Below are 18,528 nucleotides of genomic sequence, written 5' to 3' on the forward strand. Positions count from 1 at the left end.
GTACATTCAACTCCAGTCCCCGAACCACCGAGCACAAAGGCGTCTCGTGACCCCACTAGAGCAACCTCCCACCACCGGCATCCTGCGTCGAGTGGCCCGCATCATCACCGTGATCGAGCTCACCATCGGCGCGGTCGCCGTGCTGATGATCCTCGTCCTGGTCTTCTACCAGGCGCTGCAGCGCTACCTGCCGTTCGAAAGCCTGGCGTGGACCGGCGAACTCGCCCGCTTCGCGCTGCTGTGGGCGACCTTCGCGGCCATGGGCCTGCTGGTCACGAGCCGTGGCCACATCGCGCTGGAGCTCGTCGACTCGATCCGCAACCCGATGACCGTGAGCTTCATTCAGGTGTTCGCGCTGCTGGTCGTGGCGGCAGCTGCAATCGGTCTGTCGCTCGAAGCATGGGCGCTCATCTCGACTCAGGGCATCGTGAAGTCCCCGGTGCTGCGCATCCCGATGTCGTGGGTCTACGTCCCGGTGTTCATCGGCACGATCAGCACGACAGTGCGCGCGCTCATCTCTGCCGGCGACGTCGCCCTTCACGGGCCGAAAGCCGCTGATATCGAAGACGACCAGGTCGAGGTGGCAGGACTGTGACTCTTCTTCTCCTCGCCCTCGCGATCGCCCTCCTGCTGGCACTGCGCGTGCCTGTGCCCTTCGCCTTCCTCGGTCCGTCGCTGGTCTACATGGCCGTCGAGGGGCAGTCGCTCGGCATGGCGCTGCGCACCGTCACCAACGCGGCCAGCAGCTTCCCGCTGCTCGCCGTGCCGCTGTTCATCTTCCTCGGTGCACTCGCCAACCACGCCGGCATCGCCGATCGCCTCTTCCGTTTCGCGCAGGCCGGGCTCGCCAACATCCGCGGCAACCTCGGATACGTGACGGTCGGCACCAGCGTCGGCTTCGCCTGGATGAGCGGATCCGCCGTCGCGGATGCCGCGGCCCTCGGCAAGGTGCAGATCCCTGCCATGATCCGCGCCGGCTACGGCCGCCGGTTCGCCACCGGAATCTCCGCGACCTCCGCTCTCATCGCCCCGGTCATGCCGCCGAGCATTCCCGCGGTGATCTACGCCGGACTAGCCGCCGTCTCCACCGGCGCGCTGTTCGCAGCATCCGTCATCCCCGCCCTGCTCATGGCCATCGGTCTCTGCATCGTGGTCTGGGTGCTCGTGAAGCGAATGCCGAACGTCAAGAAGGGCAAGTTCGACCGCGCCGAGTTCGTCGACTCGACGAAGGGTGTCATCCTGCCGCTCGTCGCGCCGATCATCATCCTCGGCGGCATCCTCGGCGGACTCTTCACCCCCACCGAGGCTGCAGCGGTCGGCGTCGTCTACATCATCATCGTGGGTCTGCTCCAACGCTCGCTCAGCATCAAGAGCTTCATCAAGGCACTCACCGAGACCGTGACGACGACCGCCTCGATCATGATCATCGTCGCCTCGGCGTCGCTGCTCGGGTACATCCTCGCCAAGGAGCGCCTGCCGCAGATGCTCACCGAGCTGGTGTTCGCGATCAGCGACAGCCCGACCGTCTTCCTCATCCTCGTAGCCGTGCTCATGCTCATTCTCGGCACCGTGATCGACGCGACCGCGATCCTCGTGCTGACCGTGCCGATCATCCTGCCGATCGGCAACCAGATCGGAGTCGATCCGATCGTGCTCGGCGTGCTCATGATCCTCTCGCTCATGATCGGCCTGCTCACCCCGCCGGTCGGCACGGTGCTGTTCGTGACAGCTGCGGTGTCGAAGACGCGCATCGGTGAAGTGTTCCGCGGCTCGTTGCCGTTCATCATCCCGTTGCTCGTGATCTGCGTGCTCATCATCGCGTTCCCGAGTGCCGTGATGTGGCTGCCGGGGGTGCTGGGCCTGTGACCGTCTCCGATGCTGCGCTCGTCTCGCGCCGTCCGGCCGTGCTGATCGGCCTGATCGGCGAGGGCGTCACGCCGTCGCTGACGCCGCCGATGCACGAGTTCGAGGGTGCAAGGCACGGGATGCACTACGTGTATCGCACGATCGATCTCGCTGCGGATGAGGGCACGACCGAGTCGTTGCGCGCACTGCTCGCCTCCGCGCGTCGCCTCGGATTCAACGGCATGAACATCACGCACCCTGTCAAGCAGGCGATCATCCCGTTGCTCGACGACCTGAGCGACAGTGCGCGCGCGGTCGGTGCGGTGAACACAGTCGTGTTCACGGATGCCGGAACCATCGGTCACAACACAGACGTGACAGGCTTCGCGGCCGCTCTGGAAGACGCCTTCGGCGACGCGCCGCTGCGTCGCGTCGTACTGTTCGGCACCGGCGGGGCCGGCTCGGCCGTCGCGACGGCGTTGGCGCAGTATCCGATCGGCGAACTCATCCTCATCGATCAGGTGCGAGAACGGGCGGAGGCGCTCGCGGAACAGATCGTGGGGCTCGGCGGAGCAGCGGCCAGCGCGGCCGGCATCGACGATCTGCCCGCACTCATCCCCGGCGCCGACCTGATCGTCAACGCGACGCCGGTCGGCATGGCCGCCCACCCCGGCACGCCGTTCGACGTGACGCTGCTGCCCGGCGGCATCCGCGTCGCAGACATCGTGTACCGCCCGGCGGACACAGCATTGCTGCAGGCGGCTCGCGCCCGCGGCATCCGCACCATGTCGGGGCTCGGCATGGCCATGCACCAGGCCGCCGACGCCTTCGAGATCTTCACCGGAGAGAGCGCCGACCGCCAGGCCATGCTCGCCGACCTCGACGACCTGGTCGCCGCCGAAGCGGCCAAGGCCGCACGCACGACCCCTGCCACCCCGGCACCAGTAAGAGAAGCACCAGAAAGAGGAGAACACTCATGAATGCACGACGCACTCGGCGAACGATGTGGCTCGCCTTGGCTGCGGCACCGGCAATGATGCTGGTCGCCTGCTCGAGCGGAGGAACGGACGCGCCGTCCGACGGCGGGGACGCCGGCTCCACTCAGAAGCTCACGCTCGCCCACAGTTACAACGAGGACCAGCCGCAGCACCGCTGCGGTGCCCAGGTCATCGCGGATGAGGTGAATGCTGCGGATGTGGGCCTGGAGATCGAGATCTTCCCCTCCAGCCAGCTCGGTGGCGACGCCGACCGCATCGCCTCCGTCGCATCCGGCGACATCGACATCGACATCCAGGGCGCATCGGCGCTCGGAGCGGTCTACGAGCCGATCAGCGTGCTCGACGCCGCCTACGCGTTCGATGACGCCGACCACCTCGCCGCGTTCATGGCGAGCGACGCCTCAGACACCGTCACCGAGGCCTTCGAAGAGGAAGCAGGCGTGCACACGCTCGGCGCATGGTCGGCCGGTGCCCGCCAGTTCACCGCGAACGCCGCGATCCGGAGCCCGGAGGATCTCGAGGGTCTGCGCATGCGATTCCCCGGATCGCCGCAGTTCCTCATGAACGCCAAGGCGCTCGGGGCGGAGGCGACCGAGGTCGCGTACGAGGAGCTCTACCTCGCCCTGCAGCAGGGCACGGTCGACGGCCAGGAGAACCCGATCACGAACATCGTGGCCACGAACCTCAAAGAGGTGCAGGACTACGTCAGCCTGAGCTCGCACCAGCTGAACACCAACCTCGTCATCATGGGGCCGATCTGGGGTGAGCTCAGCGATGAGCAGCAGGACGCCCTGACCGCCGCGACGGAGAAGGCGGTCGCCGAGGTCACCAGCTGCGTCGCCGAAGACGAGGAGACGGTCCTCGAGGAGTGGCGCACCGGCGGCGAATGGGAGGTCATCGAAGACGTCGATCGCGACGCGTTCAGCGAAAAGGCGGAGGAGTACCTCTCCAGCACCCTCACCGGCGACTCGCTCGCCGTGTACGAGGCCATCCGCTCGACCTCGGAGTGAGCTGACGGCATGGCGCGTTCGGTCCCGACCTTCACGGGTCCGGTTGATGGAGATGAGCTCGGGGTCACTCTCGTCCACGAGCACATCTTCGTCACCGACCCCGAACTCGACGTCAACATGCCTCATCCGGAATGGGATGAGCAGGTGGCGATCGAACGCGCCGTGGCCTCACTCACCGACCTGTACGCGCGGGGCGTGCGGACTGTCGTCGATCTCACGGTCATCGGACTCGGACGTGACGTTCGCCGGGCCGCCGAGGTGGCCTCCCGTGTGCCGGTGCGGATCGTGGCGGCGACCGGATGCTACGCGGCATCCGTGCTGCCGCCGTTCTTCCGGCTGAACGGACCAGGGCTCGTCGTCGACGGCCCTGATCCGCTCGTCGACCTCTTCGCCGGCGACATCGAGGCCGGGATCGCGGGCACGAGGGTGCGCGCCGGGATGATCAAGATCGCCTCGGATGGCGACGGCCTCACCCCTGACGTGTCGCGCGTCTTCGCGGCGGCGGCTTCGGCGCACCTGCGCACCGGAGTGCCGATCACGACCCACTCCGATGCGGCAGCGCGCGGCGGCATCGCGCAGCAGGATGCGCTCGCGCACCTGGGTGTGCCGCTCGACCGCGTGGTGATCGGGCACAGCGGCGATTCGCTCGACCTCTCATACCTCCGATCGCTCGCCGATCGTGGTTCGTTCCTGGGCTTCGACCGGTTCGGTATGGAGCATGTCGGGCGCGATGCGGATCGCATTCGGATGCTGCTCGCTCTGCTCGATGCCGGTTATGCCGACCGGATCGTGCTCTCGCATGACGCCGCAGTGTTCAGCCGTGTGACGCCGCCGTCGTGGCGCGCCGCGCACGCGCCGAATTGGCACATGGCGCATCTGTTCGAGACGGTGCTGCCACAGCTGCGCGACGCCGGCGTCGACGACGTGACTCTGCACCAGCTGATGGTGGTGAATCCGCGGCGACTGCTGACAGGTGGGGCATGATGTGTGCACAGCCAAACGCTCGCGGTGTCGAGCAGTGCCCGGCTCGACCACGAGCCGGCGAGGGGAACGAGAGACGATGACGAACAGCGTGACCGAACCGGTCGTGCGAAAGCGCGACGCCGAGCGGACTCGCGCCGAACTGCTCGAAGTCGCCACCGAGGCCTTCGCCGAGTCCGGCTACGCCGGCACACGCGTCGACGAGATCGCCGAACGCACGAAGACGACGAAGCGGATGATCTACTACTACTTCGGTGGCAAGGAGCAGCTCTACCTCGCCGTGCTCGAGAACGCCTACCGCGGCATCCGCGAGAAGGAGCAGTCGATCCACGCGGGCGATCTGGCACCGGTGGAGGCGTTGCGGCAGATCGCCGAGCTCACGTACGACCACCATCGAAACCACTCAGACTTCATCCGCCTGGTCTCGATCGAGAACATCCACCACGGCGAGTTCATCAAGCGCCTCGACGGCTTGCGCACCGTGAACCAGCCGGCGGTCGCGGTGCTCGAGACGGTGCTCGCGCGCGGGCGCGCCGAGGGGAGCGTGCGGAGCGACGTCGACGCGTTGGACGTGCACCTGCTGATCAGCTCGTACTGCTTCTTCCAGGTCGCCAACCAGCACACCTTCGGGTACCTCTTCGACCGCGACCTGCTCGCCGAGGAGCGTCGCGAGCACCTGCGTTCGATGATCGGCGACGTCGTGGTGGCGTGGCTGACCGCCGAGGTCTGATCCGCTCCCTGAGCCTGTCGAAGGATCAGATCAGGCGGCGCAGCGCCTCTTCCAGCGAGACGCCCTGTGACTGGGCGCGAGTGCGAAGGCGGGACAGCTCGGCAGGTGACAGGGCGATGTGCAGCTCGACCGGCGCCACATCCGCCTCATCGTCTAGTCCGTCCAGCAGATCGGATGCCTCAGCCCACAGCGGCGCCGCTGCCGTCACCGCCGCGGCAGGCGACGGAGCGGATGCCGCGACGGCAGTGGCGGTGAGGAGTGCGGCATCCACGGCATCCGCCCCTCTCGTGAACCCCGGGCCGCGGCGCGGCTCCTGCTTCGCCTGATAAGCCTTCGCCGCACCGTTCGCACGTTCGTCAGCAGCCTCGTTGAGGCCGTGACCGGCATGACCCTTGACCCACTCGAACGTCACATCGCGGCCGCGCATGGCCTCGTCCAACGACTCCATCAGCTCGCGGTTGAGCACAGGAGCGCCGTCGGCCTTGCGCCATCCCCGACGCTTCCATCCCGGCATCCATTTGGTGATCGAATCGATGACGTACTTGCTGTCGCACATGATCAGCAGTGGTTCGCCGGTACCGGCGGTCGCGCGCAGCAACTCGAGCACAGCCTGCAGCTCACCCTGATTGTTGGTGCCGTGCGGCGATCCGCCCGCAGCCCAGTTGGCGTCGTCGATGTACCAGGCCCAGCCGTTCGGGCCGGGGTTGCCCAGGGCGGAGCCGTCTGCGGCGGCGATGATCGTCATCCTTCGAGCGTAACGGGGGACGAACGGGCCTCACGCCCGAGCACAACCTCGCAGATGTGCACGAACGTCGCAGCAATACCGCGAATTCCTGCGAGCGAAGTGCACTTCTGCGAGCGAAGCGCTCGTCGGTTCGCGTGCCCCAGCGTTGCCGGCGCTATGGGGAGGTTCGTCGGGTTGGGGGCACGGCCGGAGTCGATCGAGTGACCATCACGACTCGGGCTCGCCGTCGGTCTGCTCGGCGGGCTCCTCCAGAACGGGTGCGACGGGCAACACGATCGAGGTGGTCTGCGCACCCATCCCGACCTCGAGCGGATCGACGGTCGCTGCGCCCTCGAGCCTGTCGACGGCATCCTGATCCAGCGGCTCACCCGGCAGCGAGGCCCAGGGGCCCGGGTCGTCGGGTTTCTGCGTGAAAAGTCCCATGTGATCCTCAGAAGTCGGCGATGATGAGCTTCTTCATCCCCATCATCTTCTCGTATGCACCCGGACGTTCCATGAGTTCGCCCATGTTCTCCGGAACGATCTGCCAGCTCAGCCCGTACCGGTCGGCGAGCCAGCCGCAGACCTCGGCCTCTGGCGAAGCCGTCAGTGCGTTCCAGTACCGGTCGAGCTCTTCCTGATCGGCGACGCGCACCTCGAGCGAGACCCCGCAGGTGAAGGTCACGTCCTGTTCGACGGCGGAATCCATCATCGAGAACCATTGTCCGGCAAGGCGGAACTCGCCGAACATCACGCTGCCGGCGTCTGCGGGTCCTGTCTTCTCGGGATACTCCGCGATGAATCCGACCTCGGACGCCGGGAACAGCGACGAATAGAACGTCGCGGCTTCGCGTGCCTGGTTCTGCACCGGGCCGCAGAACATCAGCTGCGGGATCAGGAACGGCCGCGGATCTCCTTCGGGGTTAGCGAGCAGCAGCTGCCAGTTGACGCCGTAACGATCCTGCACCCAGCCGTAGCAGGGGCTGAACGGATACTCGCCGAGCTCCATCCGCACGATGCCCCCGTCGGCGAGCTTCGCCCAGGTCTCGTCGAGCCGGGCACGCGCGGCATCACGATCGCCGTCGAACCGCAGCGGATCGAAGTTCAGCATGAACGACACGGACGCATTCGGGCGGAACTCATCGCCGGCGTTGATGAGCGTGAGCTCATAGCCGTCGATGACGAGGTCGACGGTGAGCGGTGTGCCCGCGAAGTCGGACTGCCAGTCCGGCACCTCGTCGGGATACCGTGCGCCGACGGTCGCCGTGGCTCCGGGGAAGGCATCGGTGTAGAACGCGCCGGCCTCATCGGCGTTCCGATCGAACCAGATGTTGGGGATGATCTTCTGCGACATGACAGCTCCTTTGCTGCGGACGGTTCGCTGATCTGATTCGGCATGCGTGATCCGCCTCATCGATTACAGAGTGCGCCGCCGATGCCCTCGAAACAAGGGGCTTCTCGTGGGCAGGCGCACTTGTCTAGGGTGTAATGATGCCTGATCTCTTCGGCCAGACTCTCGAGTCGGCCAGAATGCTCCCGTCGGTGTGACCATGGACTGGGCCCTGTGGGTGGAGACGATCGTGGCCCTGCTCATCGCGATCGCGATCGTGGCGGCGATCGTCATCGGCGTGAGGTTCGTGGCAGGTCGCGCCCGGGGGCGCTCCGCGTGGATCGGGGACCTTGAGCGCCGCATCCGAGTGCCGGGGATGATTCTGGCATTCCTGATAGCGGTGTGGATCACGTGCGCGGTCACCGCTCCGGCGACCCTGTCGTGGTGGCCGGTGCTGCAGCGGGTTCTGCTGATCGCCGTGGTACTCGTGGGCGCATGGCTGCTGTCGACGGCCGTCACCTTCGGCATGGAGCGGCTCATGCAGTACGACAGCCGACGAGACTCCACCAGCCCTGAGGCGCGACGACGTCAGACGCAGCTCACCATTCTGAACCGTCTTGTCGTCGTCCTGATCTCGATCATCGCGATCGGAGCGGTGCTGTTCTCGTTCCCCGAGGTCAGGGCAGTGGGCACCAGCATCCTTGCCTCCGCGGGGGTCGTCAGCATCATCGCCGGTCTCGCCGCGCAGTCGACGCTCGGCAACCTCATCGCCGGCGTGCAGATCGCCTTCACCGATGCGATCCGCGTCGGCGACGTCGTTGTCATCGAGGGGGAGTGGGGGCATGTCGGCGAGATCAACCTGTCGTATGTGGTCGTCTACATCTGGGACGAACGCCGACTGATCCTGCCGTGCACGTACTTCACGTCGAAGCCCGTCGAGAGCTGGACGCGGCGGTCGGACAAGATCCTCGGCACAGTGTTCATGGATCTCGATTGGCGAGTGCCGGTGGATGCTGTGCGCGAGAAGTTCATGGAGATCATCGAGGCGTCGGATGCATGGGACAGACGCTCCGCGAACGTGCTGGTGACCGGTTCAGAGGGTGGTCACGTCACGCTGCGATTCAAGATCTCCGCAGCGAACTCGGACGATCAGTGGGAGCTGCGCTGTCTGGTGCGCGAGAAGATCATGACCTGGCTTCAGCAGGAGCATCCGGAGGCGCTGCCGGTCACCCGGGTGACGCTGGAGGAACGCCCCGACCGCTGACGACTGTGCCGGGGCTCAAGAAGTCGAGGACGCACGCACCGCGTCGACGAGTTGTCGCCACGGGCCATCGAGCGCCGACTCCGGCAGCTCTCGCTCGAGCCGCGCCGCTGGAGTGCGGGCCTGGATGCGCCAGATATAGCGATCCGCCTCTCGCTCTGGGGTGCCCGCCGGATCGTCCCAGGGGCAGCTGTCGATCAGCTCGATCCAGCGCGGCTCATCGTCGTGCTGCGGCACGACATGCCAGCGTCGACGGATGCCGGCAAGACCACCTGTTCGGATCACGGCGATGACGAAGCCGGGCTCCTCGTCCGGATCACTCGGTGGGGCTACGTCGCGCATCCTCATAGACTCCCACGGTGGTCCACGCGGCGCGAGTGGCTGTGGCGACTTCGTCGTCGACGGCTGCGGCGATCGTGGCATCCGCGAATTCACGGAAATTGGCCGTGCTCGCCAGCCCGCCGGTCAGGGCGCGGTACCAGGTGAGGCCGGCGCGTTCCCAGGCATTGCCGCCGAGCGTGGTCGCAGTGAGGGCGAACGCACGGTTCGGGATGCCGGAGTTGATGTGCACGCCGCCGTTGTCTTCTGTCGTCTGCACGAAGTCGCGCATGTGCGCCGGCTGCGGGTCTTTACCGAGCTCATCGTCGTCGTAGGCCGTGCCTGGTTCGAGCATCGACCGCAGTGCTCTGCCCTGCACCTCGTCGGTGAAGATGCCGGCGCCGATCAGCCAGCTCGCCCGGTCGGAGGTCTGCCCCTCGCTGTACTGCTCGGTGAGAGCGCCGAACACATCGGCGATCGACTCGTTCAGCGCGCCGGGCTGGCCTTGGTACTCGAGGTTCGCCGTGTGCTGGATCACGCCGTGCGCGAGCTCGTGCCCGATGACCGTGATCGACCCGGTGAAGCCGCGGAACACCTCGCCGTCGCCGTCTCCGAAGACCATGCGCTCGCCGTCCCAGAAGGCGTTGTCGTAGTCGACGCCATAGTGCACCGTCGCATCCAGAGCCGCACCCGCCCCGTCGAGGGAATTGCGGTCGTACGCACCCAGCAGCAGCTCGAATGTCGCGCCGAGCCCATCGAACGCCTCATTCACAGAGACATCATCCGCAGCCGGATCGTCTTCCGCACGTACCACGGCACCCGGCAGCGTCTCGGTGTTCTGCGCATCACTGATCGTGCGGTTCGGGGCATCCGACAGCTCGGCGACGAGATCGCCCTGCTCGTCGATGGACAGATTGATGCGGGTGCGGAACGTCGGACGACCGGCGAGCAGGGTCTGGCGCGCAGCATCCGCAGCCCGGGGGAAGCGCCCGGACTCGGCCAGGCGGGCGAGGAGATATGCCGGGATGATGCCGTATGCGCTGTCGTTCATATCGGCGACGATACGCCGGGGCGGAGACACTGTCGTGAACTCCTCCTGTACTTCACGTCTGAGTCTGCGGCGGGATCTCCCAGCCCGCTCGCGTAAAATCAGCCCAATGACCGATGCGCCCGCTGTTGATACCTCCGACTTCGGCGACGGCCTCGACCCGGCAGACCTCGAGACCACGCTGCGGGTTCTCGCCTCGATGGACAAGATCAGCGAAGAGCATCCGGACTACGTCGCCGTCCGACGCGCGACCGCGGCGATGTTCAAGGCGGTCAAGCGCGTACGCCGCAAGGAGATCCGCGACGCCATCGCCGAGGCCGACAAGGCGGTCGTCGCGAACACGGCGACCGGTGCCCCCGATCGCATCGACGACGAGACGCGCGGCAACGACCTGAAGACGACGGTGGATGCTCCGATCGCGGGCGAGCTGCTCAAGCCGCGCAACTGCTACATCTGCAAGCAGCCGTACACGGTGGTCGACGCGTTCTACCACCAGCTCTGCCCCGACTGCGCGCGCTTCAGCCATGGCAAGCGCAACGCCCGCACCGACCTGACCGGCAAGCGCGCACTGCTCACCGGCGGTCGCGCGAAGATCGGCATGCACATCGCGCTGCGGCTGCTGCGTGACGGAGCGCACACGACCATCACGACGCGTTTCCCTCGCGACGCCGTGCGTCGATTCTCGTCTCTGCCGGACTCGGCCGACTGGCTGCACCGGCTGCGCGTCGTCGGCATCGACCTGCGCGACCCTGCGCAGGTGATCGCGCTCGCCGATTCGGTCGCGGCCCAGGGCCCGCTCGACATCCTCATCAACAACGCCGCGCAGACCGTCAGGCGCTCGCCGGGTGCATATTCTCTGCTGGCGGATGCCGAGATGCAGCCGTTGCCGGACGGTCCATTGCCCGAGATGGAGACGTTCGGACACACGGTCGACCCGCATCCGCAGGCGCTGCAGGCATCCGTCGACTCCAACCCGCTGCTGTCCGTGGCCGCCCTCGGCGGCACCGTCGCCGAACAGGGCGGACAGGCGCTCACGGCCGAAGACCTCGCCAGGCTCGCGATGGCGCCTGGGTCGTCGTCGCTGGAGAAGCACGCCGACGGCAGCGCGATCGACGCCGGCGGCCTCGTGCCGGACATCAACCGCGTCAACAGCTGGGTGCAGTCGGTCGAGCAGGTCGACCCGCTCGAGATGCTCGAGGTGCAGCTGGCGAACACCACGGCGCCGTTCCTGCTGATCAGCAGACTGCGGGCGTCGATGGCCGCGTCAGACGCGCACCGCAAGTACGTCGTGAACGTCTCGGCCATGGAAGGCCAGTTCTCGCGCCGCTACAAGGGGCCGGGGCACCCGCACACCAACATGGCCAAGGCCGCGCTGAACATGCTCACGCGCACCAGCGCGGGCGAGATGCTCGAGACCGACGGCATCCTGATGACCGCCGTCGACACCGGCTGGATAACCGACGAGCGCCCGCACCACACCAAGGTGCGCCTGGCCGAGGAGGGGTTCCACGCTCCGCTCGACCTCGTCGACGGTGCCGCGCGCGTGTACGACCCGATCGTGCAGGGCGAGGCCGGCGTCAACGTGCACGGGGTGTTCCTGAAGGACTACAAGCCGAACCCCTGGTGAGCACTGGGCGGCGCGTGCCAGGTTCGGTGCGCACACTTGCAGGGCCGCTGCACACCTGCAGGGGCGGGCTGCGGCGTGTCGCCCTGCATCCGTTCATTCGCCCTGCATCTGTGCATGCAGCCGCGCGTTCGCGGACGCGAACTCAGTGCGCAGGGACCTCGAGGTTCGCAGACGCCCACTGACCGAGCTGGCTGAGAATCGGCAGCAGCCCCTTGCCGCTCTCGGTCAACGCGTATGAGACCGTGACCGGCGGGCCGGCGTCGACGGTGCGGGCGACGAGCCCCGCCTGAGCGAGTTCGGCGAGGCGGTCGGAGAGCACGGTGTCGCTGATGCCGACGACCGCGCGACGCAGTGCGACGAAAGTGGCAGGGCCGCCACCGAGCGATGAAACGATCATTCCGTTCCAGCGCTTTCCGAGCACGCTGAAGGCCAGTGTGACAGCGGCGTCACACACGTGGATCGCCGTTTCAGCCTCGGCCATGCATCCATCCTACATGTGCTACGTTAACGCGAGTCGCTAATAAAAACAGAGCGACTCCGAAAACGAAAGGTCACTATGTCCCTGTTCCGCCTGGATGCCAGCATCCTGCCTGCCACATCCGCCAGCCGCTCGCTCGCCGATCTCGTGGAGGCCGAGTGGACGGCATCCCATCCCGACTCGATCGTGACCCGACGCGACCTCGCGGCCGACCCGGTTCCCGCGACGGTCTGGGCGGATGCCGTCACGTCGAAGTTCGTCGCAGAGGACCAGCGCAGCGAGCAGCAGAACTCCGCACGAGCTCTCGCCGCCGCGTTCGCCGACGAGCTGATCAGTGCCGACGCACTGCTGTTCGCGGTGCCGCTGTACAACTACGGCGTCTCGCAGCACTTCAAGACGTGGTTCGACCTGGCGTACACCGACCCCCGCATCGACCCGGAGGGCACCGCGCTGAACGGCAAGCCGGCGACGCTCGTCACCGTGCTCGGCGGCAACTACGCCCCGGGAACGCCCAAGGAGGGCTGGGATCACTCCACCGGCTGGCTGCGTCGCGTGCTCGAGGACGTCTGGGGCCTCGACCTGCGCGTCGTGCAGCGTCCGTTCACGCTCGTCGGAGTCAACCCGGCGATGGATGCGTTCAAGGATGTCGCGAGCGAGCTCAAGGACGAGGCCGAGAAGTCGGCACGGGTCTACGGCCAGGAGCTCGCTGCGACACGCGGCACCAAGGTCGCCTGACCGGGGCGCTTCCGCACCCCCCGACACTCTGGGGGTCGAGAACACGGATGTCGGACGATCTTGGCTGATCCGTCCGACATCCGTGTGATGGGCCCCCAAACTGTCGACGAGCACGGCCTCTCCACGGGAGAGGCCGCGGCATCCGACCGGCCTCACTCGACGGGCAACCGCACCGTCACGATGAGTCCGCCGCCGCTGCGCGGCTCCAACTCCAGCGTTCCGCCGTGGGCGCGCGTGATCCCTTCGGCGATCGCGAGTCCGAGTCCAGCCCCCGCATGAGCCGCATCCTTGCCCCGGAAGCGACCGGCGCCGCGTTGGAACGGCTCCCGCAGAGTGGCGAGCAGGTGGGAAGGAACCACCTCGCCGGTGTTCTCGATGACCACCAATGCGCCATCCCGGCCTGCTTCGGTGTGCACCTCGACGAGCCCGCCCTCCGCGAGATTGTGCACGATCGCGTTGTGGACCAGGTTCACGATGAGCTGCTGCAGCAGCGCTGGAGATCCGTTGACGAAGGCCGTCGTGCCTCGGATGTCGAGCGTCGCGCCGCGTCGATCGGCCAGCGGATGCAGGCTTTCCACGGCCTCTTCCGCCAGAAGCGACAACTCCACACGGTCGCGTTCGAAGGTGCCGCGGTCGGCGCGGGCCAGCACGAGAAGCGCCTCGGTCAGGGCGATCGCCCGTGCGTTGACATTCTGCAGTCGATCGATGAGGACGTCGACGTCGCGGTCGGGGTCATCGCGCGCCACCTCGAGCATCGTCTGCGAGATCGCCAGCGGCGTGCGCAGCTCGTGGGAGGCGTTCGCGGCGAACCGCCGTTGCTCCTCCACGTGCGCTTCGAGCCGCGCCAGCATCGTGTCGAACACATCCGCGAGGTCACGGAACTCGTCTTTCGGCCCCGGCATGTCGACGCGATGCGAGAGCGATCCTTCTGCGGCCAGGTGAGCAGCAGCATTGAGGCGGGACAGCGGCGCCAGCATCCGCCCGGCCAGGAACCACCCGCCCACGAGCCCGAGGGCGAGAAGGAAGACGAGCGCAGCGATCGTCGGCGGGACGAATGCGCGCACCAGGTCGGAGCGGTTCGGTACGAACGGTCCCATGCTCCTGATCTGCCCATCGGGCACATAGCGCAACAGGAACACGACGACGACAGCGAGCAGCAGCACGCCCGCGATCATCAGGAATCCGGCGTAGCTCAGCGTGAGCTTGAGCCGCGCACTCATCCCACGCCGCCTATCCATCGACCGCATCCGCCTCGGTGCCGATCCGATATCCCACACCTGGAACAGTGAGGATCAGCCAGGGCTCGCCCAACCGCTTGCGCAGGGATGACACCGTGATGCGCACCGCGTTCGTGAACGGATCCGCGTTCTCATCCCACGCACGCTCGAGCAGCTCCTCGGCGCTGACGACTCCGCCGGCGGCGCTGATGAGCACTTCCAGCACCGCGAACTGCTTCCTCGTCAGTGCGACATAGCGGTCGTCGCGGTATACCTCACGACGGAACGCGTCGAGCCGAAGACCCGCGAGCTCCTGCACGGGCGGGCGGGCGTGGGCGCGCCGGCGATCCAATGCCCGCAGGCGCAACACCAGTTCGCGCAGTTCGAACGGCTTGGTGAGGTAGTCGTCGGCACCCGATTCGAAACCGGTTTCCTTGTCGTCCAGACGGTCGGCTGCCGTGAGCATGATGATCGGGATGCCTGCACCGGACGCCACGATCCAGCGGGCGACGTCGTCGCCTGAAGGGCCAGGGATGTCGCGATCGAGCACGGCGATGTCGTAGCTGTTCACTGACAGCAGCTCCAGAGCCGTGTCGCCATCGCCCGCGATGTCGGCGGCGATCGCCTCGAGCCTCAGCCCGTCGCGGACGGCCTCGGCGAGGTAGGGCTCGTCCTCGACGATCAGCACACGCATGGCTCGGCTCTCGTGTGCGGGGTGTTCATATGCAGAGATCCTACGCACCCGGGCATATCGCGAGCGTATGAAGAATCGCATACGGCCTCGCAACTGCCCGCCGGGTTCTCTGGAGACATGAGAACCACCCATGTAGCAACTGCTCCGTCACCCTTACCGACCCGCTCTCAGCAGCGACGGGCCGTCGTTGCCCTCATCGTCGCCCTCATCGCGTTGGTGATCGCCCTCGTGCTCGTGGTGGCGAACGGATCGAAGTCGCTCGCGGATATCGCGGGCGGCACCGGGCAATCGGTGGGGCTCGGAACTTCTGCGGATGACGGCTCTGTTCTGACTCCCGAGCACGGCTACATCGGACAGGGCGAAGGGCTGTCCGTGTTCGATGACCAGGCCCCGGCCGTCACCCGGCTGAACCCCGCGCTGCTCGATGCGCTGCGCAGGGCGGCAACGGATGCGGCGGTGAGCGGTGTCGAATTCGAAGTCAACAGCGGCTGGCGGTCCCCGGAATACCAGTCATCGCTGCTGCGTGCGGCGGTCGACGACTACGGCTCGGAGGAGGAAGCAGCGCGCTGGGTGGCGACGGCCCACACCTCAGCGCACGTGTCGGGTGACGCCGTCGACATCGGTCCCCTCACGGCGACCGACTGGCTCGCGCAGCATGGCGCACAGTACGGACTGTGCCAGATCTATGGCAACGAATCCTGGCACTACGAATTGCGACCGGATGCTGTCGGCGGGGTGTGTCCGCCTGCCTACGCCGACCCGACGGAAGACCCGCGGATGCAGGGGTGACAGCTGATCGGGCGGCGCAACGGGGTTGCCCATTCCGGCGCGGCGGACGAGCATAGCGGGATGACTGAGCAGATCGAGGAGCTGCTGGAGCTCGAGAATCACGGGTGGCGTTCGCTCTGCGACGGGACGGGGAGCGATTTCTACGGAGCACTCATGACCGAGGACGGTGCGATGCTGCTGGCATCCGGGCTGTCGATGGATCGTTCGGAGGTGATCGCGTCGCTGGCCGGAGCTCCGCCGTGGGAGAGATACGAGGTCGACGAGCCGCGATTGCTTGCTTTGGCGGATGGCGCGTCGACACTGCTCTACACCGGGCGGGCGTTCCGCGCAGGGGCGGAGCCGTTCGTCGCCCTCATGGCGAGCACGTATGTACGTCGCGCGGGTGCATGGCGGCTCGCGCTCTACCAGCAGACGCCGGTCGACGCCGGCCAGTCGTCGTCATGAGCGTCCCGGTGCGGACACTGGAATCGATCGCATGGCATCCGGTCGCCGACGCGGGCTTCCGGCGCGTGGGCGAGAGCGATATGGAACCGGAGAACCCGGTCGATCTGCCGCTCCACGTGATTTCGCGGACAGATCGACCCGGCTTCCTGGCACGCGTCAGTCGGTAGCGATGACCGTGCGGATCGCGTCGAGCACGCGAGCCACCGTCATGCCGCGCGCGGCGAGCGCCTCATCCGCTGGTGCGGAGAGTCCGAACTCATCGATCCCGACAATCGCTCCAGCAGGACCGACCAGTTCGTGCCAGCCGAATGAGGCGGCCGCCTCGACCGCCACCCGGGCGGTGATGGCCGCGGGCAGAATCTGCTCACGGTACTGCGGGTCCTGTGCGGCGAACCATTCACGGCTCGGCATCGACACCACGCGGACGGCGATCCCCTCGTCGCCCGCGATACGCGACGCCTCGAGAGCGAGGGCGACCTCGCTGCCGGTGGCGATGATGATCGCCCGAGCGTCGGCGGTGTCAGCCACCACATACCCGCCGCGACGAACTCCTGCGTGGACGTCATCCAAGGGAAGGTCGAGCACGGGAACACCCTGGCGACCCAGCACGAGACCCGCAGGGCCCGAGTTCTCGAGCACGGCCGCCCAGGCGGCGACGGTCTCGTTCGCATCGGCCGGTCGTACGACGGTGAAGTTCGGGATCGCGCGCAGGCTCGCGAGGTGCTCGATCGGCTGGTGCGTGGGTCCGTCCTGACCGAGCGCCACCGAGTCGTGCGACCAGATGTAGGTCACAGGCAGGTTCATGAGCGCGGCAAGACGAATCGACGGGCGCTGATAGTCGCTGAACACCAGGAAGGTGCCGCCGAAGACACGCCAGCCGCCCGAGAGCGCGATGCCGTTCATCGCGGCGGCCATCGCGTGCTCCCGCACGCCCCAGTGGATGTTGCGACCGGAGTAGTCGCCGAGACCGGTCGAGGTGGGAAGGAACGACCCGCCGCCCTTGATCTCGGTGCGGTTCGGTTCCGCGAGGTCGGCCGAGCCGCCCCACAGCCCCGGCATCACGTCGGCGAGTGCCTGAATGGTCTTGCCGGAGGCGTCGCGCGTGGAGACCGAGGAGCCGGGCTCGAACTGCGGGAGCGACGAGAACAGATCTGAGGGCATGCTCCGGGCCGACAGCGCGGCGAACGTTGCGGCGCGGTCGGGATGAGCGTGAGCCCACGCGTCGAAGCGCTCCTGCCAGGCTCCTCGAACGAGCGCGCCCCGCGCGGTCACCTCCCGTGCGGTCGCGAGCACCTCATCGGAAACAGTGAAAGGCGCGTCGTCGACACCGAGGGCGTCACGGAGTGCCGCCACCTCCGTCGCGCCGAGCGGGGCGCCGTGGGATGCCGCGGTGTTGACCGCGCCAGGGGAGGGATAGGCGATCTGCGACTTCAGCAGGATCAGGCGTGGCTTTCCGGCCACCGTCGTGGCGCTCAATGCCGCGTCGAGTCCGGCGATGTCGACGTCACCGTCGCCTGCGAGCTCCACTCGATGCACATCCCAGCCCTGGGCGCGGAAGCGCGCCGCTGCATCCTCCGACGACGTCAACGCTGTGCCGCCCTCGATCTGGATGTCGTTGTCGTCATAGATCACGGTGAGGTTGTCCAAGCCGAGGCGTCCAGCCAGCGCGCCCGCCTCATACGACAGACCCTCCTGCAGGTCGCCATCGGATGCCAGGACGAAAACGCGGCGGTTGAACACCGATTCGCCGGCGGCCGCGTCGGGGTCGAGGAGAGCGCGTTCGTGCACGAAGCCCATCGCCATGCCCACGGCCGTCGCCAGGCCCTGGCCGAGCGGACCGGTCGTGGTCTCCACGCCGGCGGTGTGCCTGAACTCGGGGTGACCCGGTGTGCGCGAGTCGAGTGTGCGGAACGCGCGCAGGTCATCGAGAGTGACGTCGTAGCCCGAGAGGTAGAGCTGGATGTAGAGCAGGATGCTCGCGTGGCCGCACGACAGGATGAACCGGTCACGACCGATCCAGCTCGGGTCGGCGGGATCGTGCCGAAGGTGTCGCTGGAACAGCAGCGTCGCCGCGGGCGCCAGTGCGATCGCGGTACCGGGATGCCCGGACTTCGCGCGTTCGACGGAATCGGCGGCCAGAAGGCGGGCCGTGGTGATCAATGCGTCGTCGATCAGGGCGGCGTCGACGTTGGCGGTGGCGTTTGACATGAGCTACCTCGCTTTCATATTCATTATGACGTCATGATGTCGCAGGGCGAAAATCCCCCGATCGTCAACAGGTTATGGGCAGGTTTGCGGA

Annotated in this window: 20 protein-coding genes; 11 read left to right on the plus strand and 9 right to left on the minus strand. The window is 67.1% G+C overall.

Going from position 1 to position 18,528, the window contains the following annotated elements; genetic code table 11:
• Window positions 1-46 precede the first annotated feature (46 nt).
• The 6 genes from QFZ46_RS10140 to QFZ46_RS10165 all read left to right on the plus strand — a co-directional run bounded on the left by QFZ46_RS10140 (window position 47) and on the right by QFZ46_RS10165 (window position 5,564).
• A complete protein-coding gene (locus tag QFZ46_RS10140) occupies window positions 47-595 on the plus strand; it encodes a TRAP transporter small permease (RefSeq protein ID WP_307360987.1) in 549 nt (182 codons plus the stop codon).
• Window positions 592-1,866, plus strand: coding sequence for a TRAP transporter large permease (locus QFZ46_RS10145; protein ID WP_307360989.1), 1,275 nt, complete (start codon window positions 592-594; stop codon window positions 1,864-1,866). Before QFZ46_RS10140 ends, QFZ46_RS10145 begins: the two co-directional genes overlap by 4 nt.
• Window positions 1,863-2,825, plus strand: a complete 963-nt coding sequence (locus QFZ46_RS10150; RefSeq protein WP_307360992.1) for a shikimate dehydrogenase — start codon at window positions 1,863-1,865, stop codon at window positions 2,823-2,825. Before QFZ46_RS10145 ends, QFZ46_RS10150 begins: the two co-directional genes overlap by 4 nt.
• Entirely contained in the window at window positions 2,822-3,853 is a 1,032-nt protein-coding gene (locus tag QFZ46_RS10155) for a DctP family TRAP transporter solute-binding subunit (protein ID WP_307360995.1), read from the plus strand. The genes QFZ46_RS10150 and QFZ46_RS10155 overlap by 4 nt, the downstream gene beginning before the upstream one ends.
• Before the next feature lie 9 nt (window positions 3,854-3,862).
• The gene (locus QFZ46_RS10160) at window positions 3,863-4,837 is read left to right on the plus strand and encodes a phosphotriesterase family protein (protein WP_307360998.1); all 975 of its coding nucleotides are present in this window, start codon (window positions 3,863-3,865) and stop codon (window positions 4,835-4,837) included.
• Between the two features lie 76 nt (window positions 4,838-4,913).
• Window positions 4,914-5,564: a TetR/AcrR family transcriptional regulator gene (locus QFZ46_RS10165; RefSeq protein WP_307361001.1), complete on the plus strand. Its 651-nt coding sequence runs from the start codon at window positions 4,914-4,916 to the stop codon at window positions 5,562-5,564.
• Between the two features lie 25 nt (window positions 5,565-5,589).
• Here the strand turns inward: QFZ46_RS10165 and QFZ46_RS10170 are convergent, their stop codons facing one another.
• The 3 genes from QFZ46_RS10170 to QFZ46_RS10180 form a co-directional block, all read right to left on the minus strand.
• The gene (locus QFZ46_RS10170) at window positions 5,590-6,309 is read right to left on the minus strand and encodes a ribonuclease H family protein (RefSeq protein WP_307361004.1); all 720 of its coding nucleotides are present in this window, start codon (window positions 6,307-6,309) and stop codon (window positions 5,590-5,592) included.
• A 207-nt stretch (window positions 6,310-6,516) separates the two neighbouring features.
• Window positions 6,517-6,732, minus strand: coding sequence for a hypothetical protein (locus QFZ46_RS10175; RefSeq protein WP_307361007.1), 216 nt, complete (start codon window positions 6,730-6,732; stop codon window positions 6,517-6,519).
• Window positions 6,733-6,739: 7 nt separating this feature from the next.
• Window positions 6,740-7,642, minus strand: a complete 903-nt coding sequence (locus tag QFZ46_RS10180) for a VOC family protein (protein ID WP_307361011.1) — start codon at window positions 7,640-7,642, stop codon at window positions 6,740-6,742.
• 196 nt (window positions 7,643-7,838) lie between these two features.
• Here QFZ46_RS10180 and QFZ46_RS10185 point away from each other — a divergent pair, with 196 nt between their 5' ends.
• Window positions 7,839-8,882 carry a mechanosensitive ion channel family protein gene (locus QFZ46_RS10185; protein WP_307361013.1) on the plus strand — a complete coding sequence of 348 codons (1,044 nt, stop codon included), beginning with the start codon at window positions 7,839-7,841 and terminating at the stop codon, window positions 8,880-8,882.
• 15 nt (window positions 8,883-8,897) lie between these two features.
• Here the strand turns inward: QFZ46_RS10185 and QFZ46_RS10190 are convergent, their stop codons facing one another.
• Window positions 8,898-9,221 (minus strand): protealysin inhibitor emfourin, encoded by a 324-nt coding sequence (locus QFZ46_RS10190; protein WP_307361016.1) that lies wholly within the window; start codon window positions 9,219-9,221, stop codon window positions 8,898-8,900.
• Window positions 9,196-10,248 carry a M4 family metallopeptidase gene (locus QFZ46_RS10195; protein ID WP_307361018.1) on the minus strand — a complete coding sequence of 351 codons (1,053 nt, stop codon included), beginning with the start codon at window positions 10,246-10,248 and terminating at the stop codon, window positions 9,196-9,198. Before QFZ46_RS10195 ends, QFZ46_RS10190 begins: the two co-directional genes overlap by 26 nt.
• A gap of 106 nt (window positions 10,249-10,354) precedes the next feature.
• Between QFZ46_RS10195 and QFZ46_RS10200 the strand changes: the two genes are divergently transcribed.
• Window positions 10,355-11,872, plus strand: a complete 1,518-nt coding sequence (locus QFZ46_RS10200; protein ID WP_307361019.1) for an SDR family NAD(P)-dependent oxidoreductase — start codon at window positions 10,355-10,357, stop codon at window positions 11,870-11,872.
• Window positions 11,873-12,014: 142 nt separating this feature from the next.
• Here the strand turns inward: QFZ46_RS10200 and QFZ46_RS10205 are convergent, their stop codons facing one another.
• Window positions 12,015-12,353 carry a winged helix-turn-helix transcriptional regulator gene (locus tag QFZ46_RS10205; RefSeq protein ID WP_307361021.1) on the minus strand — a complete coding sequence of 113 codons (339 nt, stop codon included), beginning with the start codon at window positions 12,351-12,353 and terminating at the stop codon, window positions 12,015-12,017.
• A gap of 75 nt (window positions 12,354-12,428) precedes the next feature.
• On the opposite strand from QFZ46_RS10205, the gene QFZ46_RS10210 reads away from it, so the two are divergent.
• A complete protein-coding gene (locus QFZ46_RS10210; protein ID WP_307361022.1) occupies window positions 12,429-13,085 on the plus strand; it encodes an FMN-dependent NADH-azoreductase in 657 nt (218 codons plus the stop codon).
• A gap of 152 nt (window positions 13,086-13,237) precedes the next feature.
• Here the strand turns inward: QFZ46_RS10210 and QFZ46_RS10215 are convergent, their stop codons facing one another.
• Together QFZ46_RS10215 and QFZ46_RS10220 are read right to left on the minus strand one after the other, a co-directional pair.
• Window positions 13,238-14,305, minus strand: a complete 1,068-nt coding sequence (locus tag QFZ46_RS10215) for a sensor histidine kinase (RefSeq protein WP_307361023.1) — start codon at window positions 14,303-14,305, stop codon at window positions 13,238-13,240.
• 10 nt (window positions 14,306-14,315) lie between these two features.
• A complete protein-coding gene (locus tag QFZ46_RS10220) occupies window positions 14,316-14,996 on the minus strand; it encodes a response regulator transcription factor (protein WP_307361024.1) in 681 nt (226 codons plus the stop codon).
• A 117-nt stretch (window positions 14,997-15,113) separates the two neighbouring features.
• Here QFZ46_RS10220 and QFZ46_RS10225 point away from each other — a divergent pair, with 117 nt between their 5' ends.
• Together QFZ46_RS10225 and QFZ46_RS10230 are read left to right on the plus strand one after the other, a co-directional pair.
• The gene (locus QFZ46_RS10225; protein WP_307361025.1) at window positions 15,114-15,785 is read left to right on the plus strand and encodes a M15 family metallopeptidase; all 672 of its coding nucleotides are present in this window, start codon (window positions 15,114-15,116) and stop codon (window positions 15,783-15,785) included.
• 60 nt (window positions 15,786-15,845) lie between these two features.
• Entirely contained in the window at window positions 15,846-16,229 is a 384-nt protein-coding gene (locus QFZ46_RS10230) for a nuclear transport factor 2 family protein (RefSeq protein WP_307361026.1), read from the plus strand.
• Window positions 16,230-16,385: 156 nt separating this feature from the next.
• Here QFZ46_RS10230 and tkt read toward each other — a convergent pair whose 3' ends face one another.
• On the minus strand, window positions 16,386-18,437 hold the full coding sequence (tkt, locus tag QFZ46_RS10235) for a transketolase (RefSeq protein ID WP_307361027.1): 2,052 nt from the start codon (window positions 18,435-18,437) through the stop codon (window positions 16,386-16,388).
• Window positions 18,438-18,528: the final 91 nt, after the last annotated feature.

Source organism: Microbacterium murale (assembly GCF_030815955.1).
Lineage (GTDB): Bacteria > Actinomycetota > Actinomycetes > Actinomycetales > Microbacteriaceae > Microbacterium > Microbacterium murale_A.

What these genes read in the sequence shown, in the direction of transcription:
- QFZ46_RS10155 (WP_307360995.1), top strand. Translation starts at nt 2,822, where the DNA reads ATGAATGCACGACGCACTCGGCGAACGATGTGGCTCGCCTTGGCTGCG.
- QFZ46_RS10200 (WP_307361019.1), top strand. Translation starts at nt 10,355, where the DNA reads ATGACCGATGCGCCCGCTGTTGATACCTCCGACTTCGGCGACGGCCTC.
- QFZ46_RS10205 (WP_307361021.1), bottom strand. Translation starts at nt 12,353, where the DNA reads ATGGCCGAGGCTGAAACGGCGATCCACGTGTGTGACGCCGCTGTCACA.
- QFZ46_RS10220 (WP_307361024.1), bottom strand. Translation starts at nt 14,996, where the DNA reads ATGCGTGTGCTGATCGTCGAGGACGAGCCCTACCTCGCCGAGGCCGTC.
- QFZ46_RS10180 (WP_307361011.1), bottom strand. Translation starts at nt 7,642, where the DNA reads ATGTCGCAGAAGATCATCCCCAACATCTGGTTCGATCGGAACGCCGAT.
- QFZ46_RS10225 (WP_307361025.1), top strand. Translation starts at nt 15,114, where the DNA reads ATGAGAACCACCCATGTAGCAACTGCTCCGTCACCCTTACCGACCCGC.
- QFZ46_RS10175 (WP_307361007.1), bottom strand. Translation starts at nt 6,732, where the DNA reads ATGGGACTTTTCACGCAGAAACCCGACGACCCGGGCCCCTGGGCCTCG.
- QFZ46_RS10165 (WP_307361001.1), top strand. Translation starts at nt 4,914, where the DNA reads ATGACGAACAGCGTGACCGAACCGGTCGTGCGAAAGCGCGACGCCGAG.
- QFZ46_RS10195 (WP_307361018.1), bottom strand. Translation starts at nt 10,248, where the DNA reads ATGAACGACAGCGCATACGGCATCATCCCGGCATATCTCCTCGCCCGC.
- QFZ46_RS10210 (WP_307361022.1), top strand. Translation starts at nt 12,429, where the DNA reads ATGTCCCTGTTCCGCCTGGATGCCAGCATCCTGCCTGCCACATCCGCC.
- QFZ46_RS10185 (WP_307361013.1), top strand. Translation starts at nt 7,839, where the DNA reads ATGGACTGGGCCCTGTGGGTGGAGACGATCGTGGCCCTGCTCATCGCG.
- QFZ46_RS10170 (WP_307361004.1), bottom strand. Translation starts at nt 6,309, where the DNA reads ATGACGATCATCGCCGCCGCAGACGGCTCCGCCCTGGGCAACCCCGGC.
- tkt (WP_307361027.1), bottom strand. Translation starts at nt 18,437, where the DNA reads ATGTCAAACGCCACCGCCAACGTCGACGCCGCCCTGATCGACGACGCA.
- QFZ46_RS10160 (WP_307360998.1), top strand. Translation starts at nt 3,863, where the DNA reads ATGGCGCGTTCGGTCCCGACCTTCACGGGTCCGGTTGATGGAGATGAG.
- QFZ46_RS10230 (WP_307361026.1), top strand. Translation starts at nt 15,846, where the DNA reads ATGACTGAGCAGATCGAGGAGCTGCTGGAGCTCGAGAATCACGGGTGG.
- QFZ46_RS10190 (WP_307361016.1), bottom strand. Translation starts at nt 9,221, where the DNA reads ATGCGCGACGTAGCCCCACCGAGTGATCCGGACGAGGAGCCCGGCTTC.
- QFZ46_RS10215 (WP_307361023.1), bottom strand. Translation starts at nt 14,305, where the DNA reads ATGAGTGCGCGGCTCAAGCTCACGCTGAGCTACGCCGGATTCCTGATG.